Below are 13,851 nucleotides of genomic sequence, written 5' to 3' on the forward strand. Positions count from 1 at the left end.
TAACCGCCCGAACCGCTCCACGGCCGAAGGGCTCTGTCTCATCGGCCTGACGATTGCTGCGCCGCCGGAGCGGTGAAGAACTGTGGGGTACGTCGCCGTCGCCATCGCCCTCCTCACCAGGTTCCGGCCTGCTGCCGGACCACGACGACCGGCCGGGACATCTTGAAGTAGTACGTATGCGGCGTCGTCCAGCGTCATCCCGCTGTCCCTCACCGCCGCGCGTCCCGCGCCACGCACGAGCCATCCCTACGAGCCGGCGCGTCGCGACAACCGCGAGAACTCAAACACTGCTGTCACTTGGTGTCAATTTGCCGCATGGTGTCAACTGCTCAGGGGGAGGCTGTCAACCTCCAGGGGCGCGGGCAACCTCTGCGCGCTACGAATTCGTGGCGCCCGCATCACCACCGACGAGCTGCCGCCGCCGGCCAGGCCGAGACGGACAATGGATACTCAGCCAAGTTGTGCCCTCAGCCACCGCAGGACATCAGGTGTGACGGGGTCGGTGATGTCCGCGAACTCGTCGTGTCGCTTGAGGAACTTGGCGACGTACGGGCAGACCGGGACGATCCGCATTCCGGATGCGCGCACGTCGACGAGTGCCTGCTGGACCAGCTGCGAGGCCAGCCCCTGGCCGGCGAAGGCCTCGTCGACCTCCGTGTGGAAGAAGACACGCTGCACGCCCAGGTCACGGTAGGCGGTCAGACCGGCACGTCGGCCGTCGACCAGGATCTCGTACCGGCGATCGGCGTCTGCACGCTCGACGACCGTGGTGGTGGAGGACTCGCTCATGGTGTGCCTTTCGCAAAGGGGGGTCAGCGGGTCGGTGGGTTGCGGCGCGGTGTGATGACGGCGTTCGGCAGGGCCGGCGCGGGAAGGCGGCCTCGGGGAGAGTCCTCGATGACGCCGAAGCGTTCGGAGGAGGCTTCCCAGTCCTCGCGGGCCTTCACGATGTCCTCGTGGCTGCGACCGATGAAGTTCCACCACATGACGATCTCCTCCCCGAAGGGAGGTCCTCCCAGGAGGATGGCCCGCGCCGGGGCGTCGGTCTCGTTCACCATCGTCAGGGTGTCCGCGCCGCGAGGGACGTAGCCGAGTTCGGCAGGCCGCAGCACCGTGTCGATCAGGCGGATGTCCCCGCTGTCCACGAGGAGGCCGTGCTCGAAAGCCGTGTCCACGGCGAGAGTGAGCGCCACGCGGGGTTCGATGACGATCTCGGCGCCGAGCAGCGGCGTGAACGCCCGGATGGGGGAGGTCCGGCCGGCGAGCGAGCCCAGAAAGACCCGGACTTCGGCCCCTTCGACCTGCGCGAGTTCGGGCACGTAGTGCTGGAAGTCCCGGGCGGCGTCGCGGTGTTCCTCGGGCAGCGCGACCCACAACTGGACGCCGTGGATGACCCTGGTGTCCGGCGTGGAGATTTCCGAGTGGGCGATGCCGTATCCGCCGGTCATGAGGTTCAACTCGCCGGGCCGGACCAGGGAGTGGGTGCCCAGCGTGTCGCGATGCTCGATCTCTCCGCTGAACAGCCAGCTCACCGTCTGCAGCCCGGTGTGCGGATGCGGGCGCATGTCCATACCGCCCGACTCGGCGACCTGGTGCGGCCCGTAGTGGTCGGCGAAGCACCAGGCACCGATGAGGGTGCGCGCCCGCTGGGGCAGCGTCCGCCGCACGCGCATCGCACGTGGACCACCGAGGGGCACGTCACGCGCCGTCAGGACATCGACCCGGCCGGCTCCGGCCGACCGGTCGCCTTCGACGAGCACACCGCAGCGCAGAGCCTCGACATCGCCTTCCGGATTGCTCAACGGGAACACCTCCCCAGTCTGGTTGTCACATCAACTATGATGCCACGAAGGCAGGCCGAAGGCGACAGCACCCGCACCGACGAGGGCCACTGTGAGCGTGGCCCGAAGGAGGCCCGACGTGAGCAACCAGACCCACAGCCCCCCACCCCGCAGGATCTTCATCGACAAACAGAGCCCCAAGGCCTTCCATGCCCTGGTGCAGGTCTCGGAGGCGGTCCGGGCAACAGCCTCCGAGGCCGGGCTCGACCGCATCACCGTGGAACTGATCAACGTCCGCGTATCGCAACTCAACGGCTGCGCCTACTGCCTCGACGCGCACACCAGGGCGGCCCTGCGCATCGGTGAATCACCGCAGAGACTCGCAACCCTGAGCGCATGGCGGGACACCGACCTGTTCTCTCCCTCGGAGCGCGCCGCCCTGGCGCTGGCCGAGGCCACAACCGATCCGGCGAACGCCACGACCCAGGCATCCGCCTACGAGGACGCCCGACAGGCTCTCTCCGCAGACCAGATCTCAGCCGCGATCTGGGTGGCGGTCACCATCAACGCGTTCAATCGCGTGTCGATCATGAGCAAGCACCCCGTACCGCCGCGCCACGACAAGTAGAGGCGTTGGCCCGCCACACCGCCGACCTTGGACGTGGCCAGTCCAGCGGAGCAGACACGACTTGGTTGACGAGTCGCACAAACCTCATGAGGCTCAATCCGCTCTCAGCCACCACCGCGGCGACGCTTGTGCTGACCAAATGGCGCAGGCCGGGCCACCGGATCCAGACAGGATGGTTCCTCGTCCAGCTTCTCCACCACACGCTCGCAGATCCGAGCCAGCAACCGCAGCTCCGACGGCGTGACGTGGTCAAGGAAGAGCTTGCGCACCGCCTCCACATGACGTGGGACGGCTGCTTCGATCACCGCTCGCCCCTCGTCTGTGATAACTACGAACGTGCCACGGCCGTCTTCGGGACTCCTCTCCCGGACTACCAGTCCACGCTTCACCATCCGGGCGATGTGATGGGACATCCGGCTCTTCTCCCACTCCAACGCCCTGGCGATGTCCAGAAACCGCCGCCCCTCCGGTACGTCCGTCAACTCGACCAGTACGGCGAAGTCTGCAGGCGAAACGTTGGACTCCGTCTGCAACAAGCGAGACAACCGGTCCATGAGCTTCTCATGCATGCGGACAAAGCTCCGCCACGCACGCTGCTCCTGCGCCGTCAACCTACGCACCGCTCTTCCATGAAGAAGCCGCGGCCGCTCGTCGACGGCCCGGCCCCTCGGTTCACAACGGTTGACTCGGTCGACAGACCAGCGATGCCACCCCAGCCGAAGGAGCCCCGCCAAGCGGGCAACTCCCAGTCCCTCTGTTCCTTCCCCTTCAGCGGCACGACATCGCGCCGGTGAAGCCGCGTTCCCCTCATTCGGCATTCCGAGGGTGCCAGCCGGAAAGGCAGCACCGTCGGGGGCATGGCCCGCCGACGGTAGCGACTCAACCCACCTGGATGTTCACGGCGCTCTCGGCGAGCCAGTCGTGGAAAGCTCTGGAGCGCCGGGTTGATCTCCCGCAGAAGGTGCAGGTCACGGTGGCCGGGGAACTCCTTGTCGATGTCGCCGTAGTACTGAAACATGTTGGCGATCTCCTCGCCTGCCGGGACGCCCAGCCCGCCGGCCAGCAGCTTGCCGTCCTCGAGCGGCAGGGTCAGCGTCAGTACGCCGTCCTCGGCACGCTTGGGACCCATCGTCGACAGGAAGCCCTGGAAGTAGAAGGTGGTGTTCAGGAACGTAGTCGGCACCCCGGCCTCCGGAACAGCTCGTTACCCTCGCCCTTGACGTCGAAGTGCGGGACGTTGCACTTCTCCTGCAGGACGGGCATCCGCTCGTCCTGCACCGGCAGCAGTTCGCGGGTGTCCTCCAACGTCGACCCGCGCCGTAGGCACCCTCGAACGCTTCGTGCACGGTCGGCTCGTCATGGAAGTCCGCCCGCACGACCTCCGCACCGAGCTGCACGAGTTTCTAGGCCGTGGGGAAGTCGGGGTTCCGGGTCAGCGCACGCACCGTGAACCCCGAGTCCGGATCGGCGAGGATCGCCTGCGCGACACCGCCTCCCTGTGCACCCGTGACTCCGGCGACCGCGACGACTTTCTTCCCACTCATGCCATTCCCTCTACCCCAAGGAAACATTGTTGATGGATCAACTGAAGCGCACTCTGGTTGATTAATCAACGTGTGGGGCAAGATTCAGCCCTGATCGCTGCGAAAGTCACCCGAGTAGCACAACGCGACCGGCCAGACGCCCAGTTCGGCCCGCTTACCCAGAGCACCGCCGTACTGCCGGGCGCCCCCGACCGAAGCGGTCCCACACTTGACCCTCGAGACCTACCCGCCCCCACTGGACCTCTGTCAGGCGCGCCGAACCTTCGGCCGACGGGGCGGAGGCCTGACTACGCAGGCCCAAGCTCCAGGCTGCGATTACTACGAGCTTGCCGCTCAGGTGACCGGACTGGCTCACTGCCCCGTTTGGCTCTGTCAGCACCTGCGTCGCCGCCTGGTGTCACTGAATGTCATTATGGCACTCACCAACAGTTCAAGGGGGAGAGGCATGTGGCTGATGCGGTCGCAACCAAGCGCACCAAAGGGGGAATGAGTGACCAACGGCGGCACCGTCTCCGCCTGGAGATCTCCCGCGAGGCCTCGCGGCTGTTCTGGGACCAGGGCGTGGCTGCGACCAGTGGTGATCAGATCGCTGAGGCGGTCGGGCTGTCCACTCGCACGATCTGGCGTCATTTCCGCAGCAAGGAAAGCTGTGCCGAGCCCATCGTGATGCGAGGTGTCGACTCTGAGCTGGCCATCTTGCGTAGCTGGCCGCCTGAATTGCCGCTGGAGGTCCACTTCGTCGTGGAGGCGACAAAGCTGGCCCAGAAGGCGACGCCGATCGACGTGGCTGACAATGGGCTGGCCGTCAAGATGATCCGGTTGGCCGACGACGAGCCGGCCATCCGGACGGCCTGGTTGATGGCGTGCGATCAGGTGGAGCGGGAAATGGTCCGTATCATCGCTCAACGACTCAAGCTTCCAGTCGAGGACATCGACGTGCGTCTCCACGCCGCAGCAGCTTCCGCCGCACTCCGCGTCATCAACGAGGACGTCGGCGCGAAGCTCCTGGAAGGCGTTGATCCTGCTCAGCTCGGGGACACTGCCGCATGGATTGCTCAGGCCATCCGCAGGGCGACAGGCGGAGCCGTAGGTGATCCCGTGAAGCGCTGAACCGCGTGCTCGTCCCCCAACAAAGCGGTGCAGCCGTACTTGACTCCCTTCAAGGCTGCTGCAGCAGCTGACCAAGCGGCTTATGGACTCCGCCCTCGAGGGCGAGAGCACCGACCACCTCGGCTATGACAAGCACGATCCGGTCGGCAAGAACGGCGGCAATTCCCGCAACGGCAAACACGGCAAGACCGTCCTCACCGACGTGGGACTGGCGTAGATAGCCGTGCCCCGTGACCACGAGGTCCAAGCTCACCTCACGGAGGTCTACGGCGCTGAGGTGTTCCGACAGACCCCGATCGCCCGCCGCGGCGCCGAGCATGGATCCGGGTGGCCAGATCCGGGAACCACCGGGGCGAGCCCTTCCTCTCAGTGCAGCACCACTGAGCCGGGCACCCCCTGCCGTAGGCGGTCCTGCGCGAACTCACCGACGCCTGCCCCGGGATGATTGAACTCGCCCGCCTCACCGGCGAGTTCGTGGACGGCCTCGAACTCGACTGCGCCGCCGTCAACGCCGGACTGTGTAGTGGTCACTGGAGGAGGATGCGGTGGCCGAGCAGGGTGAACCCGGCTCGGCCATGCATCTGCCTCATGACCCGTTGACAGATGCCTTGCTCGTCCTGTCCCCTGCGCCGCCTTCCTATCCGCGCCACTCCGGTGGCTGCTTGACGATCCCGAGATCACTTTCAGCGTCGAAACCGGCGCCCTCGTGCGGAAGAGCGACTGGGCGTGCGATGTCGGCCCCCACGTCGAAAGCGGCACCGGCGATCGAATCGGCTATGTCTGCTTCCTGGTGCTGCTGCTTCGCCCGTTCATGATGTGCCCTCAGAAGATCAACGATTCTCCGGATCGGACCGTGACGGAGGTCAGGAGTCGGCGTTTCCTCGCTCATGGATGGTGATTCCCTTCCGTAGACCCCGCGCAAGGGGGTGATCGGTGGCGTGCAGGCATCGGGCCGTCAATATGAGGTCCCGTCAGGCGTGACGACCGGTGTCCCTCCCACCTGGGAGCAGGTTTGAATCAGACGGCGAAAGTGGCCGGTATGTCACCGACAAGTCGGTGCCGGGGGTGTCCCGATGCGGGTGCGGCGACAATCTCAGGGACGGGGGATGTTGCGCAGGTTGGCACGGGCCAGGTCGAGCATCTTGCCGACGCCGCCGTCGAGCACGGTCCGGCCCGCGGCAAAGGCGAATCCCTTGACCTGGGCGGCCGAGATGTGCGGCGGCATCGACAGCGCGTTGGCGTCGGTCACCAGGTCGACCACGAACGGTCCGTCGTGAGCGAGCGCCCGCTTGAGCCCTTCGACGACATCCCCCGGGCGCTCGATACGGATCGCCTCGATGCCCGCGCTGCGCGCGATCGCCGCATAGTCCACCGGCTCGTGGTCGGTCTCGTACTCGGGCAGCCCCTCGACCAGCATCTCCAACTTCACCATGCCCAGGGAGGAGTTGTTGAAGACGATCGTCTTCACCGGCAGATCGTGCAGCTTCACCGTGAGCAACTCGCCCATCAGCATGCCCAGTCCACCGTCACCCGACATCGAGATCACCTGACGCCCGGCGTAGGCGAACTGCGCGCCGATCGCGTGCGGCAGCGCGTTGGCCATCGTGCCGTGCAGGAACGAACCGATCACCCGTCGCCGCCCATTCGGGGTCAGATAACGCGCCGCCCACACGTTGCACATACCGGTGTCCACAGTGAACACAGCATCGTCGGCTGCGAGTTCGTCCAGAACCGAGGCCACGTACTCAGGGTGGATCGGGGTGTGCCGCTCAACGTCGTGGGTATAGGCCGAGACCACCTTCTCCAGCGACCTGGCATGCTGGTGCAGCATCCGGTCCAGATAGGCACGGTCCCGCTTCGCCTCGACCAACGGCAGCACAGCCCGCAGCGTCTCCCGGACATCGCCGTGGACCCCGAGTTCCAGCACAGTACGACGGCCGAGGCGACCCGCATCGTGGTCGATCTGCACGGTCCGTGCCTGCGGCAGGAAGTCGTTGTACGGGAAGTCGGTGCCCAGCAGGACGACCAGGTCGGCCTCGTGCATCGCGTCGAAGCAGGCGCCGTAGCCCAGCAGACCGCTCATGCCCACGTCGTACGGGTTGTCGAACTGGATCCACTCCTTGCCCCGCAGGGTGTGCCCGATGGGGGCGGCAACCTTCTCGGCGAGCGCCATGACCTCGGCGTGCGCGTCCCGCACTCCCGCACCGCAGAACAGCATCACCTTCCGTGCCGCGTTCAGCCTCTCGGCCAGCGCCCTGACCTGTGTGTCCGGCGCGAGGACCCGGCCGCGCTCAGTGACCAGGTCACTGCTTCCCGTCGGGTGAGCAGCCTCGTCGTGCGCGACATCGCCCGGTATCACCAGGACCGACACCGCGCTGTTGCCAAGAGCCCGCTGCATGGCGATCCGCAGAACCCGGGGCATCTGCTCGGGCGTGCCAATCATCTCGCAGTAGTCGCTGCACTCGGTGAACAGCCGTTCCGGGTGCGTCTCCTGGAAGAAGCCGGTACCGATCTGGTGGGACGGGATGTGCGAGGCGAGTGCCAGCACGGGCGCACCGGAGCGGTGCGCGTCGTACAGTCCCTGGATCAGATGCGTGTTTCCGGGGCCACAGCTTCCGGCACACACCGCGAGCCTGCCGGTCAGCTGTGCCTCCGCTGCCGCAGCGAAGGCGGCGGCCTCCTCGTTGCGCACGTGCACCCACTCGATGCCGTCGGTACGACGCACCGCGTCGACCACCGAGTTCAGGCTGTCACCCACCACGCCGTAGATCCGCTCCACGCCCGCCTGCCGCAGAATGTCCACCATCTGCTGAGCCACGGTCAGATTCCGCATCGCCGGACTTCTCCCCTCGGGCTGCACACCTGTCTCGTGTGACTCTCGACAGCCCCAATATAGTTGATGCGTCCACTTTAAGCTCATGGGTGCCAGGGATCGCCACTGGAGACGGCTCAGCCGCCAGACCTTGACGAGTGCCCCAGAGCCGGGGACGGACAGCAGGAGCCGAGAGCCTTCAGCTCCTGCAAGGAGGTGGCGATGACGACAGGCAGGCCGACCACCTTGTCGGCGCCGTGGGTGTCCATGTGGTCGGCGATCTCGGGCAGCCTGGTCGGGTTGAGGCATCGGATGCCTGCGCGTGCACGACACCGCGCAGTCCGGCAGGTCGCCCGACTCGGCGGATCGTGCTGACGCTGAAGTGACATTTGTAATGGGAAGTAGTGACAGACCGCCATGGCGAAAGCGAGGTGCCCAGGAGATCGTAGAGCGATGAGGAAGCACCGCATACCGGCAGGACGGGCGGCCGGCCATGGGACGCGATAGCTGGTTCGAGGAGACCATGGCCTTCTACGACCAGTACCTGACGGGCAAGAAGCCCGCAAAGACCTGTCCCGCGTACGCGGTGCAGACCGGCGCCTGGCGCAGCCAGAAGGCATGGCCGGCCGCGGACAAGCATGTCACCTCAGCCTCGGCGGCAGCTACCTGGACGATGGGCGGCGCCTCCGAGGACCGGCCCCAGGGCAGCGCCGGCGAACACCCAAGTGAAGCAGCAGAAGAGGGCAGGACTATGTCCAGCTAGTTCGTTTGGTCGCGCCGGCGAGAGCAGTTCGCCTGGATCACCGGCGCCCCGGATCACCATGACCGCGAAGAGCCGAGGACGGCACCGCCGTGATGCTTGACGAGCAGGTCTTCCGGCTGGACAAGAAGGACCTGGACCTCGACCTCAGGTCCACCGCCTGGAAGCTGGCGGCCGGAATCCGCCGCGCCGTGGAGATCGGCTCCGTCCAGACCCGCGACTGGCTCGACACTCCGTCCAAGCAGAAGATCACGATCGAGAACGCCAGCCCTGCCCTGGCCGTTGACAGCCCCGCCGACGACCGCCCCACTGATGGCCGACGCTCGCCGTACCCGGGCGCCAATGCAGCTGTGAACACTGTGCAGTTCCCTGCAAGCCCGGCCGGCTTTGCCGTGACGCCTGACCGCTGAACCGCAGTTGCCACCGGCACCGCTCCGGCGCGCCTCGCCTCCGCGAGGCGTCTGCCTTCCACAGTCAGAGCACCCCACTGCTTACGGAGAAACCATGCAGAACGAGATGCTGATCGTCGAGGATCTGCTGCTCACGCTGATGGACGACACATCCGGCGCGATCGCCGGCGAGGGCACGCTGTACTACACGCTCGGCGGGGCCATGCTGGCCGAGCTCGCCCTCCGCGGCAACGTGACGGTTACTGAAGGCGACACGGGACTGACCGGCCTCAAGGTGCACGCCGTTTCCGGCCATTCGGTCGTGGATCCGCTGCTCCAGGCCGCGTACCGGAAAACCGCCGAACGCACACGGGGCGTCCAGACGCTACTTGTCGAGATCGGCGGGGAGCTGCGCAGCCCGGTCCTCGACCGACTCGTCGACCGGGGCATGGTGAACCGGGAGCGAAAGCGAAGGCTGGGCCTTTTCCACACGACTTCCCTGTCTGTCGCGAATACCCGGCACAAGGCCGAAGTCCTGCGCGAGGTGCGCGCTGCATTGGTGGACGGGAGGACGCCCAACGATCGCACTGCGGTGCTGATCGGGCTCATCTCCGCCAGTGGCAGCCTGCCCAGCCTGCACCCCACCATTCCCTGGTCGGGGAAGGTCTACGAGCGCGCAAAGGAATTCGAGAAGGGAGCCTGGGGAGCGGACGCGGTCAACACCGCCGTGACGCGCACGTTGGTGGCGATCTCGGTAGGAAGCGCCGTCGCCGTGACCAGCGCTGTCGACTGAGGCGGGATTCCGGCGCGGCCGGAGGGACCGGTGAAGATGTGGCGTCGACGGTGATGAGAGCGGTCGACCCCGATGGCTCACACGGCCTGCTCGACGCCGGCACGCAGATCTGCAGCAGCGGTCGGCAGAGGATCGAGGATGCCGGGCGGCTGAGCAAGCTGCCAGTCGGCTCGCCGAACGCGACCTCGGCCCGGGCGGCACCTGCATGCAGGCCTCGTCGGCGATGTCATCGGGGCCGTAGTGGTCGACGAAGCACCAGGCGCCCACCATCCGCCGCCCCAGATTCGGCAGCAGTCTACGGACGACCGTGGCGCCCAAGCTTGCCTCGCGCGGGTTCAGCAGTTCCCCGACGGGCCGCCCGGACACATCGGCCCGGCCCCGCACTCACGAAGGCCGGGCCGGAGGTCGAGGTCACTCATGACGACTGCGTCCTTTCTGCGGCGGCGGGCCGCGGTAGGGGGTTGTGGCGCGCCGGGCGTTCGGGCGCGTGCACGATGGGTGTCTCACCGCGTACCACTCGCGCGACGGGAGTCCGGTCGGCGATCTCCAGCAGCCGTGCACGCCGGTCGTCGTCGAGGTCGCCCGCCAGCTCGATGCGCCGGGTGATACGGACCGCTCGGTCCGGCCCCTTCTCGTACGCCAGGTGCACCCGGACTTCACCCAGGGGCCATTGCTTGCGCTGGGCGTACATGCGCAGCGTGATGGCCGTACAGGATCCCAGCGCCGACAACAGCAGGCCGACGGGGGTGGGCGCGGTGTCGGCCCCACCGACGGACTCCGGCTCGTCGGCGGCCAGTGGGTGGCGGCCGGCGCGTACGTCCACTCGGTAGTCCGATCCGGAGCTGGTGGCGACGACGGCAGCGGCTCGTACGTAGACGGGCTGGACGGCATCGGACGTCTCGGTCTGCTCCGTCGCCGGCACGGCCCGCCTCACAGCCCGAACCGCGCCCGCTGCCCCTGCGGCACCAGGTCGGTGTACTCCGGGTGCTTGCCGATCCAGCCCCGGATAAAGGGGCAGAAGGGAAGCACTCCGAGCCCTTGTTCCCTGGCCGCATCGAGGGCTGCGCGGGCCAGTACACCGCCGAGGCCTCGGCCCTCGAACCGCGGGTCGATCTCCGTATGAATGAAGGCGATCTCGTCCCTGTACCGGTGGTACTCGGCAAAGCCGGCGAGTTCGTCGCCGTTGAAGACCTCGAAACGCGATCGTCCGGGGTTGTCCGCTACGCGAGGTGCCATCGCTCCTCCTCGGGATGGTCGCTGCATCGTCGTTCCTCCGCACGAGGAGGAGACTTCTGCGGCAAGGCAACCACCTACTTGGTTGACTAGTCAACCGACGCTTGTACCGGCAACCGTGGGGCAACTGGCCTGCCCGCCGAATAGCAGGAACAGCGGCCCCAGCTGCCGCATGCTCAGGTTCGTGCGGTGCTACACCGCGACGATAAGCACCCGTTCGGCCAGCGGCAGGCTCCATGCCCGGCACAGCAGCGTGCCGTTGCCGCCCCGCTCCCGCACTACCTTCAGCAGCCGCGCAAACTGCGTCACCTGCAGCCCGGCGAGCGTCTCCACGCACACCCTCTCAGCCCTCAACACCCCCAGCAATACAGCGGAGATGCCCAGTTCACGACCTTGTGCAACACGCTTTTAGCTTTGCAAACTGAAGAATTGAATCGGGGAGTTCGGCTTGAAGCCGATACGCGGGTAGACGGGCGCCCCGGCAACGGTCGCGTGCAGGGTGGCGCGAGTCAGCCCGGTGGCCCGGGAGCCCTCGTACAGTGCCTTGCGCGTGACTGCTTCGCCATAGCCTCTGCGCTGCCATTCCGGTTCCGTGGCAACCAGTACGACGAAGAGGCGGCCCTCTGCTGCGATGGTGCCGGCGCACGCCACGGGAAGGTCGCCGCGCATGGCCAGGTACGCATGCACCTCGTTCTTCCAAAGCGCGGAGCCGACAAGTCCGTCGCGGCCGTCCTCAAGGGGGAAACCGTAGCCGCGTGAATTGATGTCTGCGTACGCCTGAAGCTGTTCATCGGTGGTCACACGCACAAACGTCAGGTCCGGGTGAACAGGATCGGGGATGGGAAGGAGGTCGCCGGCCATACCGGTGCCGGGGAAGGCGTACTGCAGTCCTGCCTGCTTGGCCGTTTCCTCCAGCGTGGCGCGGGCCCCGTCGTCGAGGAGATCCTCAAATAGCCACAGGAAGCCCGGGTAATTCTTCGCCCGCATGATGTCTGCTGTCTGGGTCAGGCGTTGCCGAAAGAGCTTCGCGTCAGCGCCTACATCGGTCAAGGTGATGGCGTTCCAGAACGCGAACCGACTGTCTGCCCACCGGACTGCGATGCCGGGGAGGTCACGCACGTCCGCATCCGCATCCCGGTCGAGCACCATCGCACGCCATGCCACTGCGAGCTGCTCCATCGACTCGATGGATTCCGCAAGATCCGTCACCGTATCCATTCCTTTCTTCATGGGTTGATCCGCGTCATTCGTAAGGTCGGGACACCCGGGGACCCCGGGTAGGGCTGTCATCGTTTTGCCGCTGTTGTAGCTTCAGGAGATTGGCCGCCTGGGGTCCTGCGACGACTCGGCTGAATACGGCCCCCGCGGGGCTACGACGCACGCCATTCGTCGCGGAAGGCCGTGACCTTACGCCGGGAGTACCACGAGCTTGCCGCCCGGGTGCCCGGACTGGCTCACTTCCAGCGCGGCCGCGACCTCGTCGAGGGGGTAGGTACCCGAGATGGGCACCTGCAGCCGTCCCGCCTCGATGAGGGCGAGTATGTCCCGGAGCGCTTCGGGACTGCCCGCTCCGGGCTCGGTCATGTGGATCTGGATGCCGGTGCTCGCGGCGTCGAAGGCCACGAGTGAGAGGACGCGTGTCGGGCCGCCGGCGAGTTCGATCGAGTCCGGGATCTCACCGCGACCCGAGGCGTCGAGGACCGCATCGACTCCCCGGAGGGAAATCGCTCGTACGCGGTCGACCAGGCCCTTGCCATAGGTGACCGGTTCCGCTCCGAGGGAGCGGAGCTGTTCATGGTTGCGTTCGCTCGCGGTGCCGATGACACGCGCACCGCGGGCAACGGCCAACTGCACGGCGAACGTGCCCACGCCACCGGCAGCGGCATGGACCAGCAGAGTCTCACCCGTGGAGACCTTCAGCTTGTTGAGAACCTCCCAGGCAGTGATGCCCGTACCAGCCAGGGTCGCGGCAACCTCCCACGGGACGGAGGCCGGCTTGGCGACCAGTGCAGCGGGGTCGGCGAGCGCGGACTGCGCGTAGGAGGGGGTGGTGGAAGCCCCCAGCACCTCGTCACCGACGCTGAAGGCGGTGACGCCCGCGCCGACCTGGTCGACTACGCCGGCCACGTCGGAACCGAGACCACCCGGAAGGTCGAGGGGCATCACCTGGCGCATGTAGCCGTGCAAGATCCTCCAGTCGATCGGATTGACACCGGCGGCCCATACCGCGAGCCGTACCTGCCCGGGGCCCGCAGTGAGCGGCGGAACATCGACGATACGCAGCACATCAGGCGTGCCGTACTCGGCGAACTGCACTGCAAGGGACATCTGCTCGACTCCAAGGTCTTGGGTGCTGCATGTGGGAAAGCGGACACGGCCGCGTCACTGACCGCAGGGCCCCGCGTGGTCGCAGTACGGCTGGAGGCGGCTCTGCCCGCAGCCGCACAGCGTGACTCTGGTCTCCGCGCGCGAGCCTTGCGGCGTGTCCACACTCAGCTCACCGCGCACGGTCAGCTGCCCGGTGGAGCTGCGGGTGATCGTGGTGGGCCGGTCAGGGGCTTCCGTCCCGCCGTCCACGAGTTCGTACTGGAGCGCGCCCGAGGGACAGCGCCGTACCACGTCAGCCAGGCGATCGGCCGTAGCCTTATCCGGCTGGATCCACGGGCGCTTCGCCGTGTCGAACACCTCGGGCAGGCCATGGACGCATTCGGCGGCGTGCAGGCAGCGCCTGGCCTCGAAGGTCACCGTGATCGACTCCGCCTGGTATGCCCTCTGCTCGGATTCGCCGCTCATGCCCGCCT

At 66.9% G+C, this 13,851-nt stretch carries 18 protein-coding genes and 3 pseudogenes; 6 read left to right on the forward strand and 15 right to left on the reverse strand.

Annotation, left to right across the window (positions count from 1 at the left end):
• Positions 1-450: 450 nt before the first annotated feature.
• Together ACTWQO_RS03830 and ACTWQO_RS03835 are read right to left on the reverse strand one after the other, a co-directional pair.
• Positions 451-789: a GNAT family N-acetyltransferase gene (locus tag ACTWQO_RS03830; RefSeq protein ID WP_443235768.1), complete on the reverse strand. Its 339-nt coding sequence runs from the start codon at positions 787-789 to the stop codon at positions 451-453.
• A 23-nt stretch (positions 790-812) separates the two neighbouring features.
• Positions 813-1,802: a pirin family protein gene (locus ACTWQO_RS03835; RefSeq protein ID WP_443235769.1), complete on the reverse strand. Its 990-nt coding sequence runs from the start codon at positions 1,800-1,802 to the stop codon at positions 813-815.
• A gap of 118 nt (positions 1,803-1,920) precedes the next feature.
• Between ACTWQO_RS03835 and ACTWQO_RS03840 the strand changes: the two genes are divergently transcribed.
• Positions 1,921-2,409: a carboxymuconolactone decarboxylase family protein gene (locus ACTWQO_RS03840; protein WP_443235770.1), complete on the forward strand. Its 489-nt coding sequence runs from the start codon at positions 1,921-1,923 to the stop codon at positions 2,407-2,409.
• Positions 2,410-2,513: 104 nt separating this feature from the next.
• Here ACTWQO_RS03840 and ACTWQO_RS03845 read toward each other — a convergent pair whose 3' ends face one another.
• The 3 genes from ACTWQO_RS03845 to ACTWQO_RS03855 all read right to left on the reverse strand — a co-directional run bounded on the left by ACTWQO_RS03845 (position 2,514) and on the right by ACTWQO_RS03855 (position 3,953).
• Positions 2,514-2,978 (reverse strand): MarR family winged helix-turn-helix transcriptional regulator, encoded by a 465-nt coding sequence (locus tag ACTWQO_RS03845; protein ID WP_443235771.1) that lies wholly within the window; start codon positions 2,976-2,978, stop codon positions 2,514-2,516.
• Between the two features lie 38 nt (positions 2,979-3,016).
• On the reverse strand, positions 3,017-3,592 hold the full coding sequence (locus ACTWQO_RS03850; protein WP_443235772.1) for a hypothetical protein: 576 nt from the start codon (positions 3,590-3,592) through the stop codon (positions 3,017-3,019).
• A gap of 220 nt (positions 3,593-3,812) precedes the next feature.
• Positions 3,813-3,953: an NmrA family NAD(P)-binding protein gene (locus ACTWQO_RS03855; RefSeq protein ID WP_443235773.1), complete on the reverse strand. Its 141-nt coding sequence runs from the start codon at positions 3,951-3,953 to the stop codon at positions 3,813-3,815.
• A gap of 447 nt (positions 3,954-4,400) precedes the next feature.
• Here ACTWQO_RS03855 and ACTWQO_RS03860 point away from each other — a divergent pair, with 447 nt between their 5' ends.
• A complete protein-coding gene (locus tag ACTWQO_RS03860) occupies positions 4,401-5,063 on the forward strand; it encodes a TetR/AcrR family transcriptional regulator (protein ID WP_443235774.1) in 663 nt (220 codons plus the stop codon).
• A 55-nt stretch (positions 5,064-5,118) separates the two neighbouring features.
• Positions 5,119-5,355 (forward strand): annotated as a pseudogene (locus ACTWQO_RS03865) (transposase); the annotation flags it as partial.
• A gap of 74 nt (positions 5,356-5,429) precedes the next feature.
• Here the strand turns inward: ACTWQO_RS03865 and ACTWQO_RS03870 are convergent.
• From ACTWQO_RS03870 to ACTWQO_RS03880, 3 genes are all read right to left on the reverse strand, one after another.
• On the reverse strand, positions 5,430-5,594 hold the full coding sequence (locus tag ACTWQO_RS03870; protein WP_443235775.1) for a hypothetical protein: 165 nt from the start codon (positions 5,592-5,594) through the stop codon (positions 5,430-5,432).
• Positions 5,595-5,700: 106 nt separating this feature from the next.
• Positions 5,701-5,952: a hypothetical protein gene (locus ACTWQO_RS03875; RefSeq protein WP_443235776.1), complete on the reverse strand. Its 252-nt coding sequence runs from the start codon at positions 5,950-5,952 to the stop codon at positions 5,701-5,703.
• 204 nt (positions 5,953-6,156) lie between these two features.
• Entirely contained in the window at positions 6,157-7,896 is a 1,740-nt protein-coding gene (locus tag ACTWQO_RS03880) for a pyruvate dehydrogenase (protein WP_443235777.1), read from the reverse strand.
• 472 nt (positions 7,897-8,368) lie between these two features.
• Between ACTWQO_RS03880 and ACTWQO_RS03885 the strand changes: the two genes are divergently transcribed.
• The 3 genes from ACTWQO_RS03885 to ACTWQO_RS03895 all read left to right on the forward strand — a co-directional run bounded on the left by ACTWQO_RS03885 (position 8,369) and on the right by ACTWQO_RS03895 (position 9,817).
• Positions 8,369-8,638, forward strand: a complete 270-nt coding sequence (locus tag ACTWQO_RS03885; RefSeq protein ID WP_443235778.1) for a hypothetical protein — start codon at positions 8,369-8,371, stop codon at positions 8,636-8,638.
• An 89-nt stretch (positions 8,639-8,727) separates the two neighbouring features.
• Entirely contained in the window at positions 8,728-9,045 is a 318-nt protein-coding gene (locus ACTWQO_RS03890; RefSeq protein WP_443235779.1) for a hypothetical protein, read from the forward strand.
• 94 nt (positions 9,046-9,139) lie between these two features.
• Complete coding sequence (locus ACTWQO_RS03895) at positions 9,140-9,817, forward strand: GOLPH3/VPS74 family protein (RefSeq protein WP_443235780.1); 678 nt, start codon at positions 9,140-9,142, stop codon at positions 9,815-9,817.
• Between the two features lie 186 nt (positions 9,818-10,003).
• On the opposite strand, the pseudogene ACTWQO_RS03900 reads toward ACTWQO_RS03895, so the two are convergent.
• The 7 genes and pseudogenes from ACTWQO_RS03900 to ACTWQO_RS03930 all read right to left on the reverse strand — a co-directional run.
• Positions 10,004-10,236, reverse strand: a pseudogene (locus ACTWQO_RS03900) (pirin family protein); the annotation flags it as partial.
• Positions 10,233-10,739 (reverse strand): OsmC family protein, encoded by a 507-nt coding sequence (locus tag ACTWQO_RS03905; RefSeq protein WP_443235781.1) that lies wholly within the window; start codon positions 10,737-10,739, stop codon positions 10,233-10,235. The gene ACTWQO_RS03905 and the pseudogene ACTWQO_RS03900, both read right to left, overlap by 4 nt.
• Positions 10,740-10,747: 8 nt before the next feature.
• The gene (locus ACTWQO_RS03910; protein ID WP_443235782.1) at positions 10,748-11,053 is read right to left on the reverse strand and encodes a GNAT family N-acetyltransferase; all 306 of its coding nucleotides are present in this window, start codon (positions 11,051-11,053) and stop codon (positions 10,748-10,750) included.
• Between the two features lie 192 nt (positions 11,054-11,245).
• Positions 11,246-11,416 (reverse strand): annotated as a pseudogene (locus tag ACTWQO_RS03915) (IS5/IS1182 family transposase); the annotation flags it as partial.
• 42 nt (positions 11,417-11,458) lie between these two features.
• Positions 11,459-12,259 carry a GNAT family N-acetyltransferase gene (locus ACTWQO_RS03920; protein ID WP_443235997.1) on the reverse strand — a complete coding sequence of 267 codons (801 nt, stop codon included), beginning with the start codon at positions 12,257-12,259 and terminating at the stop codon, positions 11,459-11,461.
• Between the two features lie 198 nt (positions 12,260-12,457).
• Positions 12,458-13,378, reverse strand: a complete 921-nt coding sequence (locus ACTWQO_RS03925) for an NADP-dependent oxidoreductase (RefSeq protein WP_443235783.1) — start codon at positions 13,376-13,378, stop codon at positions 12,458-12,460.
• A gap of 54 nt (positions 13,379-13,432) precedes the next feature.
• On the reverse strand, positions 13,433-13,843 hold the full coding sequence (locus ACTWQO_RS03930; protein WP_443235784.1) for a (4Fe-4S)-binding protein: 411 nt from the start codon (positions 13,841-13,843) through the stop codon (positions 13,433-13,435).
• Between the last annotated feature and the right edge of the window lie 8 nt (positions 13,844-13,851).

The sequence above is a fragment of the Streptomyces sp. 4N124 genome, assembly GCF_052245395.1.
Lineage (GTDB): Bacteria > Actinomycetota > Actinomycetes > Streptomycetales > Streptomycetaceae > Streptomyces.

Bases quoted from the DNA above. Each gene is read 5' to 3' on its own strand.
- ACTWQO_RS03830 (WP_443235768.1), bottom strand. From the start codon at position 789: ATGAGCGAGTCCTCCACCACCACGGTCGTCGAGCGTGCAGACGCCGAT.
- ACTWQO_RS03845 (WP_443235771.1), bottom strand. From the start codon at position 2,978: ATGCATGAGAAGCTCATGGACCGGTTGTCTCGCTTGTTGCAGACGGAG.
- ACTWQO_RS03855 (WP_443235773.1), bottom strand. From the start codon at position 3,953: ATGAGTGGGAAGAAAGTCGTCGCGGTCGCCGGAGTCACGGGTGCACAG.
- ACTWQO_RS03875 (WP_443235776.1), bottom strand. From the start codon at position 5,952: ATGAGCGAGGAAACGCCGACTCCTGACCTCCGTCACGGTCCGATCCGG.
- ACTWQO_RS03880 (WP_443235777.1), bottom strand. From the start codon at position 7,896: ATGCGGAATCTGACCGTGGCTCAGCAGATGGTGGACATTCTGCGGCAG.
- ACTWQO_RS03885 (WP_443235778.1), top strand. From the start codon at position 8,369: ATGGGACGCGATAGCTGGTTCGAGGAGACCATGGCCTTCTACGACCAG.
- ACTWQO_RS03895 (WP_443235780.1), top strand. From the start codon at position 9,140: ATGCAGAACGAGATGCTGATCGTCGAGGATCTGCTGCTCACGCTGATG.
- ACTWQO_RS03910 (WP_443235782.1), bottom strand. From the start codon at position 11,053: ATGGCACCTCGCGTAGCGGACAACCCCGGACGATCGCGTTTCGAGGTC.
- ACTWQO_RS03925 (WP_443235783.1), bottom strand. From the start codon at position 13,378: ATGTCCCTTGCAGTGCAGTTCGCCGAGTACGGCACGCCTGATGTGCTG.
- ACTWQO_RS03930 (WP_443235784.1), bottom strand. From the start codon at position 13,843: ATGAGCGGCGAATCCGAGCAGAGGGCATACCAGGCGGAGTCGATCACG.